This window comes from Streptomyces sp. NBC_01171, from assembly GCF_045039805.1.
GTDB lineage: Bacteria > Actinomycetota > Actinomycetes > Streptomycetales > Streptomycetaceae > Streptomyces.
Genome location: NZ_CP108609.1, coordinates 6,455,271 through 6,470,179, shown reverse-complemented (window position 1 = coordinate 6,470,179; position 14,909 = coordinate 6,455,271). Strand labels below are relative to the sequence as shown.

Genomic DNA, 14,909 nt, shown 5'->3' with positions numbered 1-14,909 from the left:
GTCGTGTGACCGAAATGATTCCAGCGGTCTTTACTACGGGCAACCGCACCCGTAGATTGGAGAGAAGTCAGTCACTTGACCGACTCTCCTCGACACCCCTCGAGCATCATGATCCCTTCTTCTCTCACGGTCCTCCCGGCGCCGGTCCCGCAGAGCGGCGAAGAAGACGAGCACATCCTTCCGCTGCCAGGCTGCCCGCGCCGACTCGCCGGAATCCGCCACCACGCTCGCATCACCCTGGCCCACTGGGCCCTCCCCCAAGAGGTAGCGGACGACGCCCTGCTGGTGGTTTCGGAACTGATCAGCGACGCCGTCCTGCACGCGCTCCCGCCGGCCTTCCTGAGACTCATCCGGCGCCGTACCGAGACCGGCGGCACCCTCGGCATCGAGGTAACCGACGGCGGACCCATGACGGGCCAATCTGCCGACCACCCGGTTGCGCCTGATGAGCACGGCCGGGGACTGACGATCGTGCGCGCCCTGTCGACCGACCACGGCACCTGCGGTGGACCGGACGGCAGTGCCACCTGGTGGGCGGAGCTCAGCACCCCCTGACGGCGCGATCGGCAGCGGATCCGACCGACTCGATACACCGACTTGTTCGGCAGACCAAGTCAATACAATCCGATGGCTCCCGTTCCCGCGGCTCGGCGCCGCCCGCAGCTCATCAAGACCGCCATCGCCCTCATGACGAGGGAGGGCGTCGCCGTCGGCAGTACCCGTGCCATCGCGGCCGAGCTGGGTGTCGCGCAGGCCACGGTCCGCTACACCTTCGGCACGAAGGAGGACCTGTACCGCGCGGTCATGGACCAGCTCATCGCGGACATGATCGCTCAAGTCGAAGGCGCCGCCCCGCAGGAGGCCGATTTCGGGGAGACGATCGCCGCGCTGGCCAACCCTGTGGCGCAACGCGCGCGAGGAGTCGACCAGTTACGTACGGCAACAGGTCCGGCGTGCGTTCACTGCTGGCCGGGCACAGCGCTCGGCATTCTCGACTGAAAAAGCGGCAGTCCCGGCCAGCATGCCGGCCGGGACTGCCGCAAAAGGTTGTGATCGTGAAGGGCGGTCGCCTACGCGGCGAAAGGCTCTGCAGGGCTTCAGCCGAACGATCGTCCCTGCAGGCTATAGATGAGGCCCGGGGACACTGTCCCCTTCACCATCACGGCCTGTTCAACCACACCGGCCCGGCGGGCATTCCCGGTGCGGCAGAAGATTCCCCGCGGCCCAGCACGACTCGTGCGCGCCGCCTCCCGTCACGGGGCAGTCTTCTTATAGCGAGGCCGGCTGCGAGCCTTCGGCGGCTCCTCCGCCGCCGCGATCTCCTGGCCTTTGGCCTTGGCCTTGACCAGCTCGCGGACCTTCTTCCTGGTAGGTGTCGTGGTAGGGGGAGGGATCCCAGTCGGAGCTGAGCGCGTCGACCAGCTGCCAGCGCCACGTCCAGCTGACTGCCGCACCCGACCCGGCCCGAGGACACTCATCACCTGGGCCACGATCACCCTGATGACCAGGCGCATCACCCGCCCAAGCTCCCTCAGGAGCGGACAGCCGGCCTCCCCCCGGAGGCGAGCGGGACTGATCATCTCGACCATTCCGATCGGCAGGGTCACCAAGGCCCCCTCCCCCAGCACCGTCGATACGGTACGGCTCCGGATGCGCTATGGGTGTAGGACGATCTTTCCCACGTGCGCCCTGCGGGCGAGTTCGTCCTGCGCCTGAGCAGCCTGATCCAGTGGGAACCTCGCGGCGACAACGGGCTGGATCTCCCCCTGACGCGCAAGGTCCATGAGGAGGTCGAAGTGCGTGGGCGTGTGCATCGCGGAGCCGATGACCTGCGCATTGTGCAGGTAGAGACGGCGCACATCAAAGGTCACGGTGTATCCACCGAGTGCGCCCGCGATGACCCACCGGCCACCTTCGCGCAGCAGTGGCAGCCCCTCGCTCAGCAGATCCCCGGCGACGACGTCGAGTGCGACATCGATGCCGTCCGGGGCGGCAGCGCGGATCTGCTCGGCAACGTCTCGTGCGCGGTCGACGACTTCGTGCGCGCCGGCCTCGCGTACCGCATCGATCTTGGATTCGCTGCTGATGGCGAGCACCCGCGCACCGCGCGCACGGGCGATCTGCACCAGCGCGATGCCGACACCGCCGGAGGCTCCTGAGACCAGGATGGTCTCTCCCTCCTGCAGCCGGCCCCGCTCGATCATGCCCAGCGCCGTGCCGTAGGCGGTCGGCAACGTCGCGAGCTGGTCGTCCGTGAGCGGGGATGTTGTCACGTCGTGTACACGCTCCGCCGATGCGGTCACGTACTCCGCGTAACCGCCATCGTGTTCGCTCCCCATCAGGCCCACCGGGTTCGCATCCGGTCCTTCGGCGTCGTAGATGGCAGGGTCGACGACCACTCGGCGACCGACGAGGCACTGGTCCACGTCGCCGCCGACCGCCACCACCCGGCCGACCACGTCGGCGCCCTGGATGCGCGGGAAGTCGACGGGGCCTCGCCAGCCCGACAGTGCCTCCGGGTCTCCCGGGCGGCCGTAGGCGCCCTCCCGAGTCCACAGGTCGGTGTTGTTCAGCGCCACCGCGCTGACCTGGACCAGTACCTCTCCGGCCTGCGGAATGGGCACGGCCACTTCCGTCACCTCAAGAACCTCCGGACCTCCGTGCTCTGCGATCCGCACCGCGCGCATGGTCTCGGGCACGCCCCTCACATGAATCTCCTCCCAGGTATACTGATCTGTGAACATGGCCTACGCTACACCGATCAGTGAAGGGCGTCCGGTGCAGGAAACGCGGACCATGACACCGGCCGGCCGCCGCATCGTCGCGGCGGCCGAGGAGCTGTTCTACAACCGCGGCATCACAGCGGTCGGCGTGGATCTGATCGCAGAGCAGTCAGGCGTGACCAAGCGAACCCTGTACAACCAGTTCGGTTCGAAGGACCACCTCGTGGCGACCTACCTGGCGGAACGTGACCAGCGCTGGCGGTCACTGGTCCGCGCCACCGTCGACACGTGCGAGCGCCGCGTCGAGGCCGTCACCGCACCCTTCGACGCGCTGCGGACCTGGAGCAAGACCAATGCCCGCGGGTGTGCGTTCATCAACGCATTGGCCGAACTCCCCGACCCCTCGCATCCCGCGCACCGCATCGCCGCGAACCAGAAGCTCTGGCTGCTGAACCTGTTCAAGGAGCTCGCCATCGCAGCCGACTGCTCGGACCCCGCCGCCCTCGCCACCCAACTCTTCGTGCTGCACGAAGGCGCTCTCGCCACCCAGCCGCTCCCGATCGACACTCTTTCGGAAACCGCTGACCTGGCACGAGCCCTGGTGCGAGCCAGTGAACGCCCCCGCCAGTAACACGGCGTCCCAGGAGGGACGCAGGAGTTCAGCAGGTCCGCGCAGGATGTCCTTCTCCGCCACGACGTGCAGCGCATGCTCCTGGCCCTCGGTGCGGCGCCCCGGACCATCCCCGCGTGCGCTGGGCGACTTGTCCTTGCGGCCTGCGCACGATCCAGAGCTCGCAGCATCCTGCGGGCGCGGGGCCGAACTGCCCGAGCTTTGTGAGGAGGGAGACCCCGTCGTCGATCTGCGCCTCCAGCCGGTGGTGTCGAGCAGCAGGCCGTCCGGCGGCCCGCCGACCAATTCGGCGTAGCGCCGGTCGGCGACCCCGCAAGTGGATCGAGCGCACCACGGTGTTCCGGAGCATCCCCGCAGGCGCGGGAACGACTCGTTGACGGTGGGGTAGCTCCGTCCGATGTCCGGAGGACCCCCGCGGGCGCGGCGGCGAGGCAACGAGGCCGGCCTGCGTCTGCTTCGAGGGGCCGCCAGCTTTCGTCGGGTCAGCTGAAGTCGAGCGCCTCCTGTCCGATGAACGGACCGCGTAGGATCCCCACTCGAGGGGTGGTGGCGTGTTCATGAGGAACGACCGATGGTTCGTGGCGATCGCTGCGGCGCTGCTGCTGGCTGGCTGTGGCGGTGGCGGTGACACCCAGATCGACACCGAGAACGGCAAGGCGGTGGCCCTCACAAAGGAACAAACACGAAAGACGTTGCCGGATGGTGGGGCCATGACGGGTTGGAAGGCTTCTGCCCGGCCCACGACCGTAAAGATGAACAAGCTCTACCGTTCAGCGATCTGCCCCATCAAAGACAAGGCGAGCTGCGAGAACTCCCGCTTCTACGGCACCTCGACCTTCCGACGCGACGACAGCGCCGCCACCGCCACCTTCCTGATCGTCGCCTACGACAGCGAACAGGCCGCCCGCGAGGCGTACGACGTGCTCTGGAACTACTACGGCAAGAGGACGGGACAGCGGGCCAGGACATTCAGCCTCGGCCCGATCGGTGAGAAACGCGACGCCCGGATCGGCCCCTCCGGCTTCCACGGCGAGCCCAGCACCATCACCCAGGCCCGAGTCGGCACGACCCTGCTGTGGACGATGACGGATTCAATGGACAAGGACAAAAACGCCGTCACCGAGGACAGTGCCCGGGACCTGGCCACGGTGCTCGCCAAACGGGCCCGCCAAGCCCAGAACGGTGACACGCCTTCCGCCACACTCTGACCGCCACACAGGGGCGACTTCACCTCAGCATCCCGAACAACCTGCCGCGCCGCCCCATCCCCGCGGGCGCGAGGGCCACCTCCTGAGCGAGGACACCGAACGGCCCGTGCACGGACCATCCTCGCGGGCGCGTGGCCGACCCGAACTGGAGGTCGCCGGACTCCTCGTCGTCCGGGCCATCCCTGCGGGCGCGGGGGCGACAACACCTTGCCGGTCGTCGCGGCGCGACGACGGAGCATCCCCGCCTGCGCGGGGGCGACTCTGTGGCCACATGCAGATCCGCGGTGGCTATGTACGCGAGTAGACGTCGTTTCGACACGGGGAGTCGCACGCGCACGCGGTTGGCTGATGCACGTGACTTTGGGAGTCACGCACTGCTTCCAGCGGTTGCCACCTTGCGCGCCTGCTGGTCAGTGGCCAGCGACGGGCAAGGAGAACGCGAAGCCCCCGAGCCCTCCTCGCTTTGAGACCCCCTGCAGGGCCGGGCCCTCTACTCGTAACAGCTGCTGGAGCACGCTGGCAGCCCAGCGCCGCGAGCGCGCTCCCGTCCGCAGTGAGAAGGGCATCCGTTGGGGCCGACGTCCCCTCGCCAGTGCCGCTTGACCAGCCCGGCGACCTTGCCCCGCCGGGTCCTAGCAGTAGCCGTCCACCCTGGCGCCGGCTGGAGCGAGGTTGGGCCAGTGATGTCCCGCTCTGTCGGAGGCAGCGGACCGTAGGAGGTCAAGAATCGTGCACCCCGGGTAGCCCCGAAAGCTCGCGTAGGTGCCCCGGTAGTAGCAGCTCCAGTAGCTCACGACCCGCCGTTGAGTGCGCGCGAAGAAGGCAGGGTTGTCCACGAGGAAGTGCCCGTAAACGAGGTGGCCGCAGGTGCCGGGCGTGGCGAGATCACGGAGCTCATCGCAGATGACGACCAGGATCTCCAAGACGTACTCGCCAACCAACTGCACGACGAAGGGGACGACCCATGGGTCCGTGGAACCAACGACCTTCTCCAGGTGGCGCTGCCTGACCAGGCCGTCGCAATGCCTTGAGTACAGGCAGTGCAGAAGCTGTTGTTGGCGCGACGAAAGCGACGCCACCCTGTCAGTTGGCGGCTCGTCGTTGTAGAGGCGCCCGGGGATCAAAACCTGCTGACCCTCGACAGCAACCGGGAACGAGGCATGCGGCCGGAGCCGAGAATCAGGCATCACCGCCAGGACTGCCTCGGCATCGCTTGCAAGCTCGGCTGGGAACGCCGTGATCAACGGATTGCTGCGGTCGGAAAGCGGCTGCACGAGCCGAGCATAGGCGGATGCCTCGGCCAGGTAGCTGGCATTAATGGCCCCGCACCCCCCAACCCGGCGAAGGTATGCGGTCAGAGCACTGGCAGCCTCCCATGAGCAGGAAGCCGAGGTGGAGTGAGGTGGGACAGATCCTTCTGCCAGCTTCGCTCTTATCGAGCGCCTTTCGGGCCGGCCAGGTACTGCTGGACACGGCGGCGGGCCGTCTGCACTGGGTACCCGCCGTCCTCGCCGCGCAAGATCCACGTCCGGGAGAGGTAGTAGTCAGGATGGCGGACAGCGGCATAGCGTCCAGCGTCATACCCGGATTGGACAAGTTGGACACGAACTCGGCCTTCAGCCGAGCATGAACTGCAGCCACCTCGGTAGCACTTCGCCGTTTACCCATGACGGCGGATCCTGACAGCCCCCACTGACAACGGCCTCCCACTGGCCACGCTTGTGCCGCCGGTAGAACTGAGTGAGGTGGGTGTCGCCGTGAGCGCTTCATTCCTCTTTCGACCCACCCTGTGGTCCTTTTGGGCTGCGGTCTTACCCGGGAGGCAGGCCCGGAAGCACCGTCCCGGTGTACGCGGCGAGCACGCTTCCCAGGGCTCTGCTGACCCCAGGAGAGTTGAGGATGCCGACGATGGATCCGCGCCAGCGCTGGAGCCTGCTGGTGCCGGGCGACGTCGTACGCCCGGCCGCGCGTGGGGACGGTGGAGCGCAGCTTCTCGCAGACCGCAGCTCCGGCAAGGACGGCCCGTTCGTACTGCAACGGCACGCGCGGTATCTCCCACTCCCCCGGTTCCAGGTCCTGAGGCCGGGATGCGGCGGGGGCGCTCGGGTCGGCTGGTGGCTGCCGGTCGGGGGCGGTGATAGGTGGGCGGCGGCGGTCGGAGGTGAGGGCGGCCAGTGACCAGCGGGCGGTGTAGACACCTCATGCGCCTAACTCGTCAAGCGGCGGTCCTCAGCCCGCTGTGTAGCCTCTCGTTCTGTTCGATCGGGATGGTGGGGCATGGAGACGCTGGTGGAAGGGACCGTCACGGAGGCGCTTCGTGACGGGGGTGACGAGGCGATCCGACTGTATGCCGCCGCCTGCGCCGAACGTATGGCGCCACTGTTCGTGGGCCTGCGGGCGGGCGCGCCGGGGCGGGAAGCCGACCTGGACTTCTATGCGGAGTCCGTACGCGATCTCTGGCATGCCGACCGGCCGCTCGCCAACGCCGCCCAGAGCGTGCGCCAGCTGGAACGGTTCCCAGAGCTTCAGCCGAACGAGGAGGGGATCACCGATGTCGCCGACACCTACGCCTTCTTCGCTGCCCTCTGCCTGCGGTATGCCCTCCTGGCCCACGGCTCGGGAAACGCTGACGACGCGGTGTCCTGCGGCCACGCGGCGCTCACCGCGGTGGGGATGCTCGACCAGAACATGGCAGATGCTGGCTTCCTCGCCGAGGAACAACGGCTCCAGTCCCTCTCGCTGCGCGGTGACGCCTCAGGCCTGTGGAACGCGAGCGTCATGGCAGGGCAGGAGAGGTTTCGTGCTGTGTTGGGCCGCCTGCCCCGCTAGGCATGCTCCTGACCGCTTCCGACGAGATGCGGCCTCTGGTTGGGCGGCCGCTGTGCGCCCCCGAAGTCACCTCCAATTGATGCCCTCGCTGACGAGTTGCGCGGGGCAGGGTGTCGGGGGCCGGGCTGGCAACGGCCCTACACGCCTGTGTACGCCCGTCACCGCTGCCGCCAGCGGCGGGTGACGAGGTTCAGTTCGTCCAGGAGGGCCGCGTCGCGGAGGAGAGGCTGCAACCAGCCGATGTCGGTGGGACGCAGGCGTTGCAGTCCCTCGACGGTGAGTGTCTTCAGCAACGTCTCGGCGTGTTGGGCCAGCCAGTCATCGGCACCGAGGTCGCGGGCGAGGCGGAGCAGGCCGACCGCGACCTGGGGCGGTCTGGGATGGGGGAGGCGCTCCAGCAGCGCAGCCGCCGGGCGACCCCGGGATGGTCGAGCACGGCACGAAGCGCGAGGAATCCGCCCATGGAATGTCCGACGAGCACCCCGTCGCGTACGTCGAAGTGTTCGAGGACCGCCAGGTAGTCCTGCGCCATGGGTCCGGAACCGCTGCCATGCGAGCCCCGTTGTCACGAGAAGGACGAGGCCGAAGTGGTCCATTCTCCCGGGCAGCCCCACGAGGGCGACCCCAACCCCGGCGGGGTGTTCCGCACCGCTCCCGTCACAGGGGAGACGACGTCGTCGCTCATCTGCCGTATCGCGGGCCGCTACGGGATGGAGGGGAAGGTGTTGCGGTCGTGCTGGCAGTGGCGCAACTACCCGCCGGGGCACGACGGCGGGGGCGCGCGGGCCGACGCCGAGGTGCTGCTGAACGCGGCCGGACGGCAGCTCCTGGCAGGCCTGTGCGGCGTCGAGGAAGACGTGCTGGCGCGGGCGTTGCCGTCCTGGGGACAGGAGGACTCCAAGCTGTCGGCCGGAAAGCACGGGGTGCCTGCGGCGGCGTGGCGGATCGGCGACGCGGTCGCCTTCGGCTGCCGCCTGTGCGCGGCTCGGCGCACAGGGACAGCCGTGCGGGTGGTGCGGTGTGCGCCGCGATGGGAGCGGGCGTGTGTCCAGCACGGGCGGTGGCTGCTGGACGCGGACGCCAACCAGCCCCTCGAGCACCTCGACCTACGCGGCGTGCCGAAGGTGGCCGCGGCGCAGCGGCAGTGGGCCAAGGTGGTGCTGCCGGCGGTACGAGGGCGCCGCCCCGGCGCCCCCACGAAACCGTGCCGGGCGCGGAGGCCGGGCTCGACCACCCCGCATCCCGGCTCCCTTTTCCCGGCTGGTGCGACCGGCCGGGGCTGCATAGCGTGATCACATGACCACAGAAATGGCCCGGCCTGCTCTCGACGACCGGCGGTGGAAAGCGCTCGGGGTGTGTCTGACCGCGGGGTTCATCTCGCTGCTCGACGTCTCGATCGTGAACGTGGCGCTGCCTTCCATGGAGCGCGGGCTCGGTGCGTCCGAAGCCACCCAGTCCTGGGTGGTGTCCGGGTACGCCCTCGCCTTCGGGCTCGCGCTGGCACCGGCGGGACGACTGGGTGACCTGCGGGGGCGCCGCCAGGCGTTGTTGTTCGGCCTCGCCGTGTTCACGGCCGCGTCGGTGGCGTGCGGCCTCGCCGCCGGCCCCACCTGGCTGGTGGTGTGCCGGCTGATCCAGGGTGCGGCCGCCGGTGTGGTCGCACCGCAGACCTCGGGGCTGATCCAGCAGATGTTCCAGGGTGCCGAGCGAGCCCGGGCCTTCGGCTTCCACGGCAGCGTCGTCGCCGTGTCCACCGCGGTGGGCCCGCTGGCGGGCGGACTGCTGATCCACGCGTTCGGCACGGCCGACGGATGGCGCTGGGTGTTCTTCGTCAACGTGCCGATCGGGGTGGCGGCCCTCGTCGCGGGGAACCGGCTGCTGCCCCGTCTCCCGGTGCCGGGCAACAGACGGGAGAAGTTCGACCCGTTCGGCGTACTGCTGCTCGGTGCGGGCGTACTCGCGCTGCTGCTGCCCCTGGTGCAGGAGCAGCAGTGGCAGGGCCGGGCGAAGTGGCTGCTGATTCCGTTGGCCGCACTGCTGCTCGGGGGCTTCTGGGTGTGGGAGAGGACCCAGGGACGCCTGGGGAAGGCACCGCTGGTCGACCTCGGGCTGTTCTCCCTGCGCTCCTTCACGCTCGGCGCTCTGATCAGCCTCATGTTCTTCGCCGGGCTGACCACCATCTTCTTCGTCCTGTCACTGTTCCTGCAGAACACCGCGGGATACAGCGCGCTCGCCGCGGGTGTGACGATCCTGCCCTTCGCGGCCGCCTCGGCGGTCGGCGCGGCCATCGGGGGACGGCTGGTGATGCGCTACGGCCGCAGCCTGGTCGTCATCGGTCTGAGCGGGGTGGCTCTCGGGCTGCTCGGTGTCGTCGTCGCCGTTCGGCTGGTGCCCGGGGACGGCGTGGGCTGGGCCATGGCGCTGCCGCTGATCATCGGGGGAATCGGGTCCGGACTCACGGTCTCGCCCAACACGACCCTCACGCTCACGCTCGTGCCGGTACGACGTGCCGGTGCGGCGGGCGGGGTGCTGCAGACCGGGCAGCGCATCGGATCGGCCGCCGGTATCGCCGTGGTCGGCTCCGTCTATTTCGCGCACGTCGCCAACCACGGCCGTTCCACGACAGCCCTTCAGCTGGGGTTGCTCACCGCCACGGCGATCATCCTCGTCGCCCTGGTCCTGGCGGTGGCCGACCTGCGCGAGCGCCGGGCGCATCCGGGACGCGACGGCCTCGCGGCGGCCGTGCCGCGGGGCCTCGGGGAGAGCGGAGCCGGCGAGAAGGCGGGTCGCGGGGCCTGAGGCCGGGCGGGGACAGAAGAAGTGCGCCGCCCAGCCGCCCCGGGGAGAGGTGCCCCGGCCCCGAAGAGGTGCGCCCCGGCCCAGGAGAATGCTCCAGTGCAGGAGAATTGCCCGTCGAAGAAGCGCCCGTCGAAGAAGTAACCTGCCCCCCGAGTCGTCAGCCCCGTGCAAGCACCGTCCGGTTCCCGGAACCGAGAGGGGCGCCGCGCGTCAACTCTTCGACGTGCAAGGCCGCCGACGCGTTTCGAACAGAACCATCGAAATCTTCACCGCGGTCGAAATGGTCAAGGCCTGCATGAAGGGCATACCCATGAGCCACAGTGTCACCATCATGGCGGTGAGGACCAGGAACACCGGCAGCAGCATGGTTTCCTTCACGGCGAAACGCAGTGCACTTGCGAGCGTTCGGGGTTGATCCGCCGTATCGATCGCGCTGACGCGGATCTCTTCTTCGTCCAGCTGAGGCATTCTGTGTCCTTCCCGCGGCGTCGTTTCCGTTAGCGAGCCTAGGTACGGCCGGATCGGGCTGCCACCGCTGATACTCCGACACCGCCGGTGCACGGCCGGTGATGTGAACCTGTACGCCCGACCGGAGGTATGCGGGCGAGTTGTCGCGCGGGCAGCCGGGTATCCGGTCCTATTTTCCGGACATGAAAAGGAATCATGTTCGGTACGCCGCGTTCGTCGCCGTACTCCTCGGTGTGGGCCCCGGTGTCCTCCCGGCCGCCGCGTCACCGCGAACCCTGACGGTGCACCCGGGGGAGTCGATCCAGAAGGCGGTGAACGCGGCCCGTGCCGGTGACACGGTCTTGGTGCAGGCCGGCACGTACCGCGAGAGCGTCACCGTCAAGACCTCCGGCGTGACGCTGCGCGGCGTCGGTCCCCGCACGGTGATCGTGCCTCCCCAGAAGAAGGCCGCCCCGAGCCGCAAGGGAGCGATCGGCTGCGTGGAGGGCGGCAAGGGCATCTGCGTGGTCGGGCTCAGGAACAAGCCCGTCGCGAACGTGACCGTCTCCGACCTGAAAGTGACGGGCTTCTCCAGCGTCGGTCTGTGGTCCCTGGCCACCGACCGCCTGACCGTGCAACGGGTCAGGGCCGAGAGGAACGGCAAGTGGGGCATCTCGCAGGAGCACTCCACGCGTGGCGTGTTCAGGGACAACGTCGCCCGCGGCAACGGGGACGCCGGCCTGTACCTCGCCAACACGACGATGTCGGAGAAGGGAGCCACGGACAGCCGGGGCCTGGTCGTGGAGGGCAACGCCCTGCAGGACAACCGGAACGGCCTGACGATCCTCCGCCTGCGCAACCTGACGGTCCAGCGGAACCACATGACCGGGAACTGCGCCGGCCTGCTCGTGATCGGTGACGAGAACAAGCCCCGTGCCGGCGCGCTCACCATCAGCGGCAACCAGGTGCTCCACAACAACAAGTACTGCGCCAAGACGGCCCGGCTGCCGTTCGTGCAGGGCTCGGGCATCGTGCTGGCCGGCGCGGAGAACGCGCTGCTGACGCACAACGTGGTCGCGGGCAACAGCGGCCGGTCCCCGCTGTCGGGCGGAATCGTGCTGTTCAAGAGCTTCGTCGGCGCGGTCAACGAGAAGAACCACGTCGACGAGAACTGGATCACCGCCAACGCCCCCGCCGACCTGGTCAACCAGAACGCCACGAAGGGGAGCAACCTCTTCCGCGGCAACTTCTGCCGGGTCTCGATCCCGGCGGGACTGTGCTGAGGTGAACCCGCGCGTCGGCCGTGCGGCTCGTGAGACGAGCCGCACGGCCGACGTCCGTCCGAGCGCCGGGCGAGCCGGGCAGCGCCTCTCCGCGGCACTCGCGCAAGCGGTACAGGGACGGCCCCCGGGCGTGCTCAGGCCGGCGCGAGGGCGGGCAGGAGACGCAGGGCGTTCCCGCGGTTGATGTGACCGCGCTCCTGGTCGCCGAGGGCGGGATCCCTGTCCAGAGCGGGCGTCGTCACATCGGCGACCACGCGGGTGGGGGTCGGCGGCCAGTCGCTTCCGTAGAGGATGCGGGAGGAACCCGCGGCGGCCAGAAGTGTGGGGGTGGCCGACGGGGACATGGGCGCGGCCGTGTCGTAGTAGAAGCGGTGCAGGTAGTCGCGGACGCGGCCGGGGTCGACGGCGGGGACAAGCTGGCGCCCGAAGACCTCGATCCGGCTCGCGATGTAGGGGAGGTACCCGCCGCCGTGCGGGAGGATGAACGTGAGCCGCGGGAAACGGTCCAGAGTGCCGTTCATGATCAGGCTCAGCGCGGCGCGGGTCGTGTCCATGAGGAAGTCGCACACGAACGGCGGTACACCCTTGGGGCCGCCAGAGGTGTTCACCTGCATGGGGTGCGTGCTGATCACGGCGGCGCGTTCGTCGAGCTCCGCCATGATCGGGTTGAGCCCGGGGTCGCCCAGAAACGTGTTGCCCGTGCTGGTGCGCGCGCTGACGCCCACCGCGCCGAGCTGGTCCATCCCGTGGGTGACGGACCAGCGGGAGAGTTCGGCGTCGTCGAGGAAGACGGGTGTGAAGAAGGCGAAGCGGCCGGAGTGCCGGACGGTCAGGTCGCCGGCGGCCTCGAGGGCGACCCGCGTGCTCTCCTTGCGTGTCGCGGCGTCCTGGAAGCGTCCCAGCATGGCGACGGTGAGGATGCTGGTGCGCGTGCCGGTCCGGTCCATCAGGTCCAGGGCGGCGGCCTCGTCCCATCGGGTCCACGGCGGCAGGCTGTCACGGTGCGCGATCCCGTTCTCCTCGGCCCACCGCACCCATTCGGGAGCGGTGTAGTGGTGGTGGACGTCTATTCGCTCGTGCCGGGCGTCGTCGGCGCTCAGCGCGGTGCGCAGGCCTATGTCGCCCGGAGCTTGCAGGTCGGTGGTCTCGGCGGCTTGAGGCATGGAAGGGCTCCCTGTGGTGGCACGGTCGGAGGAGGGCGTCGGAGACGGGATCAGCGGCTGAGAAGGCCTTGCAGAACGCGCGTCAGCTCGTCCTCGGGGTTCGCGGGGAGGTCGCCGGAGCGCCAGGCGACCATTCCGTCGGGGCGCACGAGCACCGCGCCCTGTGGGGTGACGCCGTGCGTGGCGGCCCAGTCCTCGGCACCGGCGTCCAGGGTGGGCGAGGTGTCGAGGTCGAAGTCCGGGCCGGCGCCGGCCCGGTAGGACACCAGGGGGACGCCGAGCTTGGCCGCCGCGGCGTGGGCGGCCGACGGCCAAGGCCCGTCCGCGAGGCCGCAGAGCAGGACGAAGGACCGCTCGTACAAGTCGATGGTCGACTTGGTGTCCCCGTTGTGCACGACGGTCATGTGCGGGGCCCGGGTGCCGGGGTCCGCCTGCAGGCGGAGCGTCTGCGGGATGGTCGGCGCGTCGGTGTCGGCGCCGGACACGGCCGTGGAGACGTAGCGGTAGCCGAGGGACACGGTCATCAGGTCCGTGCTCTGGCCCGTGCCCTGCGCGGCGGTGTAGCCGGGGTGCTGCTCGCGTGCGGCCTGCTCGATGGCCCGGGCACTCGTGGCCAGCGCGACCGGACGCCGTTCGTTCTCGTAGGTGTCCAGCAGGCCCTCTCCCGCCCAGCCGCCCAGTACGGCCGTGATCTTCCAGGCGAGGTTGTGCGCGTCCTGGATGCCCGTGTTGGACCCGAACGCACCGGTGGGGGGCATCTCGTGGGCCGAGTCACCGATGAGGAAGACGCGGCCCTGCCGGTAGCGGTCGGCGACCCGGTCCGCCGCGTGCCACGGGGCGCGACCCGTGACCTCGACGTCCAGGTCCCGTACGCCGGCGGCGGCCCTGATGTGGTCCGCGATGCGCGTGTCGGTGAAGGACTCGAGCGTCTGGCCGCGCTCGGGGAACCACGGGACGTGGAAGACCCACTTCTCCTCGTTGTCGACGGGCAGCAGGACCCCTTCGCCCTCGGTCCCGTTCAGGTAGCACACGAGGAACCGCTGGTCCCCGACCACCTGGCGGAGGAGCTTGCTGCGGAAGGTGACGCTGACGTTGTGGAACAGGTCGCCCCCGCCGCTCTGTCCGATGCCCAGCCGTTCGCGCACGGGGCTGCGAGGCCCGTCGGCCGCCAGGAGGTAGGCCGTGCGCATCGAGTACGTCCGGCCGCTCTCCCGCTCGCGCAGTTCGCACGTCACGCCGTCCCGGTCCTCGGTGAAGGAGATCAGCTCCGTACCGAAGCGCACGTCCCCGCCCAGTTGACGGGCGTGTGCCAGCAGGACGGGCTCCAGGTCGTTCTGACTGCACGCGCACCGCCGGGTGGAGCACACGTTCGTCTCGGGAGCTCCGCCGGTGAGACGGGCCGAGAGCCATCTGCTCTCGCCGCCCGACAGCTTGTCCGTCTGCATGATGCCGTGATTGCCGGACAGGACGGCCGCGGCCTTTCTGATGTCCGGTTCCAGTCCGGCGGTACGGAACAACTCCATCGTCCGCATGTTGTTCCCCCGGCCCCGGGGGTGTTCGGAAGTGGCGGCCCGGCGTTCGGCGACCGTATGGCTGACGCCCAGTCTTCCCAGAAACACCGACGCGGACAGTCCGACAAGCGAACCGCCCACGATCAGTACCGGCACCATTTCTTTGTCGCGTGTGTCCACGGCCCGTCCTCCTCCAGTGACCCAGCGGTAGTTCGGGCAGCGATTCATATTCACGGCGGCCCTGGGTCCGAACCTGTCACAGCCCCCCGGGGTCGGCAATCGAGCCTTCCCCCGGACGGCGCACTCTGCCTTTCC

General features: G+C 69.2%; 14 protein-coding genes and 1 pseudogene. 8 read left to right on the top strand and 7 right to left on the bottom strand.

Annotated features, from left to right (window positions below; all coding sequences use genetic code 11):
• Window positions 1-108 precede the first annotated feature (108 nt).
• Window positions 109-555, top strand: coding sequence for an ATP-binding protein (locus OG448_RS29955; RefSeq protein ID WP_405558475.1), 447 nt, complete (start codon window positions 109-111; stop codon window positions 553-555).
• A 72-nt stretch (window positions 556-627) separates the two neighbouring features.
• A pseudogene (locus OG448_RS29950) lies at window positions 628-934 on the top strand (TetR/AcrR family transcriptional regulator); the annotation flags it as partial.
• A gap of 721 nt (window positions 935-1,655) precedes the next feature.
• Here OG448_RS29950 and OG448_RS29945 read toward each other — a convergent pair.
• Window positions 1,656-2,687, bottom strand: coding sequence for a zinc-binding dehydrogenase (locus OG448_RS29945; RefSeq protein ID WP_405559041.1), 1,032 nt, complete (start codon window positions 2,685-2,687; stop codon window positions 1,656-1,658).
• 109 nt (window positions 2,688-2,796) lie between these two features.
• Here OG448_RS29945 and OG448_RS29940 point away from each other — a divergent pair, with 109 nt between their 5' ends.
• Both OG448_RS29940 and OG448_RS29935 read left to right on the top strand, forming a co-directional pair.
• Window positions 2,797-3,354 carry a TetR/AcrR family transcriptional regulator gene (locus OG448_RS29940; protein WP_405559039.1) on the top strand — a complete coding sequence of 186 codons (558 nt, stop codon included), beginning with the start codon at window positions 2,797-2,799 and terminating at the stop codon, window positions 3,352-3,354.
• 557 nt (window positions 3,355-3,911) lie between these two features.
• The gene (locus OG448_RS29935; RefSeq protein ID WP_405558474.1) at window positions 3,912-4,562 is read left to right on the top strand and encodes a hypothetical protein; all 651 of its coding nucleotides are present in this window, start codon (window positions 3,912-3,914) and stop codon (window positions 4,560-4,562) included.
• Window positions 4,563-5,194: 632 nt separating this feature from the next.
• Here the strand turns inward: OG448_RS29935 and OG448_RS29930 are convergent.
• Window positions 5,195-5,836 (bottom strand): hypothetical protein, encoded by a 642-nt coding sequence (locus OG448_RS29930; RefSeq protein ID WP_405558472.1) that lies wholly within the window; start codon window positions 5,834-5,836, stop codon window positions 5,195-5,197.
• Window positions 5,837-6,839: 1,003 nt separating this feature from the next.
• On the opposite strand from OG448_RS29930, the gene OG448_RS29925 reads away from it, so the two are divergent.
• On the top strand, window positions 6,840-7,391 hold the full coding sequence (locus OG448_RS29925; protein ID WP_405558470.1) for a hypothetical protein: 552 nt from the start codon (window positions 6,840-6,842) through the stop codon (window positions 7,389-7,391).
• 158 nt (window positions 7,392-7,549) lie between these two features.
• Here OG448_RS29925 and OG448_RS29920 read toward each other — a convergent pair whose 3' ends face one another.
• Window positions 7,550-7,684 carry a hypothetical protein gene (locus OG448_RS29920; protein WP_405558468.1) on the bottom strand — a complete coding sequence of 45 codons (135 nt, stop codon included), beginning with the start codon at window positions 7,682-7,684 and terminating at the stop codon, window positions 7,550-7,552.
• A complete protein-coding gene (locus OG448_RS29915) occupies window positions 7,678-7,923 on the bottom strand; it encodes an alpha/beta fold hydrolase (protein WP_405558467.1) in 246 nt (81 codons plus the stop codon). The genes OG448_RS29920 and OG448_RS29915 overlap by 7 nt, the downstream gene beginning before the upstream one ends.
• A gap of 55 nt (window positions 7,924-7,978) precedes the next feature.
• Between OG448_RS29915 and OG448_RS29910 the strand changes: the two genes are divergently transcribed.
• On the top strand, window positions 7,979-8,683 hold the full coding sequence (locus OG448_RS29910; protein WP_405558465.1) for a hypothetical protein: 705 nt from the start codon (window positions 7,979-7,981) through the stop codon (window positions 8,681-8,683).
• A gap of 4 nt (window positions 8,684-8,687) precedes the next feature.
• Entirely contained in the window at window positions 8,688-10,190 is a 1,503-nt protein-coding gene (locus OG448_RS29905; RefSeq protein WP_405558463.1) for an MFS transporter, read from the top strand.
• Between the two features lie 210 nt (window positions 10,191-10,400).
• On the opposite strand, the gene OG448_RS29900 is transcribed toward OG448_RS29905, so the two are convergent.
• Complete coding sequence (locus OG448_RS29900; RefSeq protein ID WP_405558462.1) at window positions 10,401-10,658, bottom strand: hypothetical protein; 258 nt, start codon at window positions 10,656-10,658, stop codon at window positions 10,401-10,403.
• A 182-nt stretch (window positions 10,659-10,840) separates the two neighbouring features.
• Between OG448_RS29900 and OG448_RS29895 the strand changes: the two genes are divergently transcribed.
• The gene (locus OG448_RS29895; RefSeq protein ID WP_405558460.1) at window positions 10,841-11,920 is read left to right on the top strand and encodes a nitrous oxide reductase family maturation protein NosD; all 1,080 of its coding nucleotides are present in this window, start codon (window positions 10,841-10,843) and stop codon (window positions 11,918-11,920) included.
• 134 nt (window positions 11,921-12,054) lie between these two features.
• On the opposite strand, the gene OG448_RS29890 is transcribed toward OG448_RS29895, so the two are convergent.
• Both OG448_RS29890 and OG448_RS29885 read right to left on the bottom strand, forming a co-directional pair.
• Window positions 12,055-13,083 (bottom strand): amidohydrolase family protein, encoded by a 1,029-nt coding sequence (locus OG448_RS29890; protein ID WP_405558459.1) that lies wholly within the window; start codon window positions 13,081-13,083, stop codon window positions 12,055-12,057.
• 50 nt (window positions 13,084-13,133) lie between these two features.
• A complete protein-coding gene (locus tag OG448_RS29885; RefSeq protein WP_405559037.1) occupies window positions 13,134-14,822 on the bottom strand; it encodes an FAD-dependent oxidoreductase in 1,689 nt (562 codons plus the stop codon).
• Window positions 14,823-14,909: the final 87 nt, after the last annotated feature.

What these genes read in the sequence shown, in the direction of transcription:
- OG448_RS29955 (WP_405558475.1), top strand. Translation starts at nt 109, where the DNA reads ATGATCCCTTCTTCTCTCACGGTCCTCCCGGCGCCGGTCCCGCAGAGC.
- OG448_RS29945 (WP_405559041.1), bottom strand. Translation starts at nt 2,687, where the DNA reads ATGCGCGCGGTGCGGATCGCAGAGCACGGAGGTCCGGAGGTTCTTGAG.
- OG448_RS29940 (WP_405559039.1), top strand. Translation starts at nt 2,797, where the DNA reads ATGACACCGGCCGGCCGCCGCATCGTCGCGGCGGCCGAGGAGCTGTTC.
- OG448_RS29935 (WP_405558474.1), top strand. Translation starts at nt 3,912, where the DNA reads ATGAGGAACGACCGATGGTTCGTGGCGATCGCTGCGGCGCTGCTGCTG.
- OG448_RS29925 (WP_405558470.1), top strand. Translation starts at nt 6,840, where the DNA reads ATGGAGACGCTGGTGGAAGGGACCGTCACGGAGGCGCTTCGTGACGGG.
- OG448_RS29915 (WP_405558467.1), bottom strand. Translation starts at nt 7,923, where the DNA reads ATGGCGCAGGACTACCTGGCGGTCCTCGAACACTTCGACGTACGCGAC.
- OG448_RS29905 (WP_405558463.1), top strand. Translation starts at nt 8,688, where the DNA reads ATGACCACAGAAATGGCCCGGCCTGCTCTCGACGACCGGCGGTGGAAA.
- OG448_RS29900 (WP_405558462.1), bottom strand. Translation starts at nt 10,658, where the DNA reads ATGCCTCAGCTGGACGAAGAAGAGATCCGCGTCAGCGCGATCGATACG.
- OG448_RS29895 (WP_405558460.1), top strand. Translation starts at nt 10,841, where the DNA reads ATGAAAAGGAATCATGTTCGGTACGCCGCGTTCGTCGCCGTACTCCTC.
- OG448_RS29890 (WP_405558459.1), bottom strand. Translation starts at nt 13,083, where the DNA reads ATGCCTCAAGCCGCCGAGACCACCGACCTGCAAGCTCCGGGCGACATA.
- OG448_RS29885 (WP_405559037.1), bottom strand. Translation starts at nt 14,822, where the DNA reads ATGAATCGCTGCCCGAACTACCGCTGGGTCACTGGAGGAGGACGGGCC.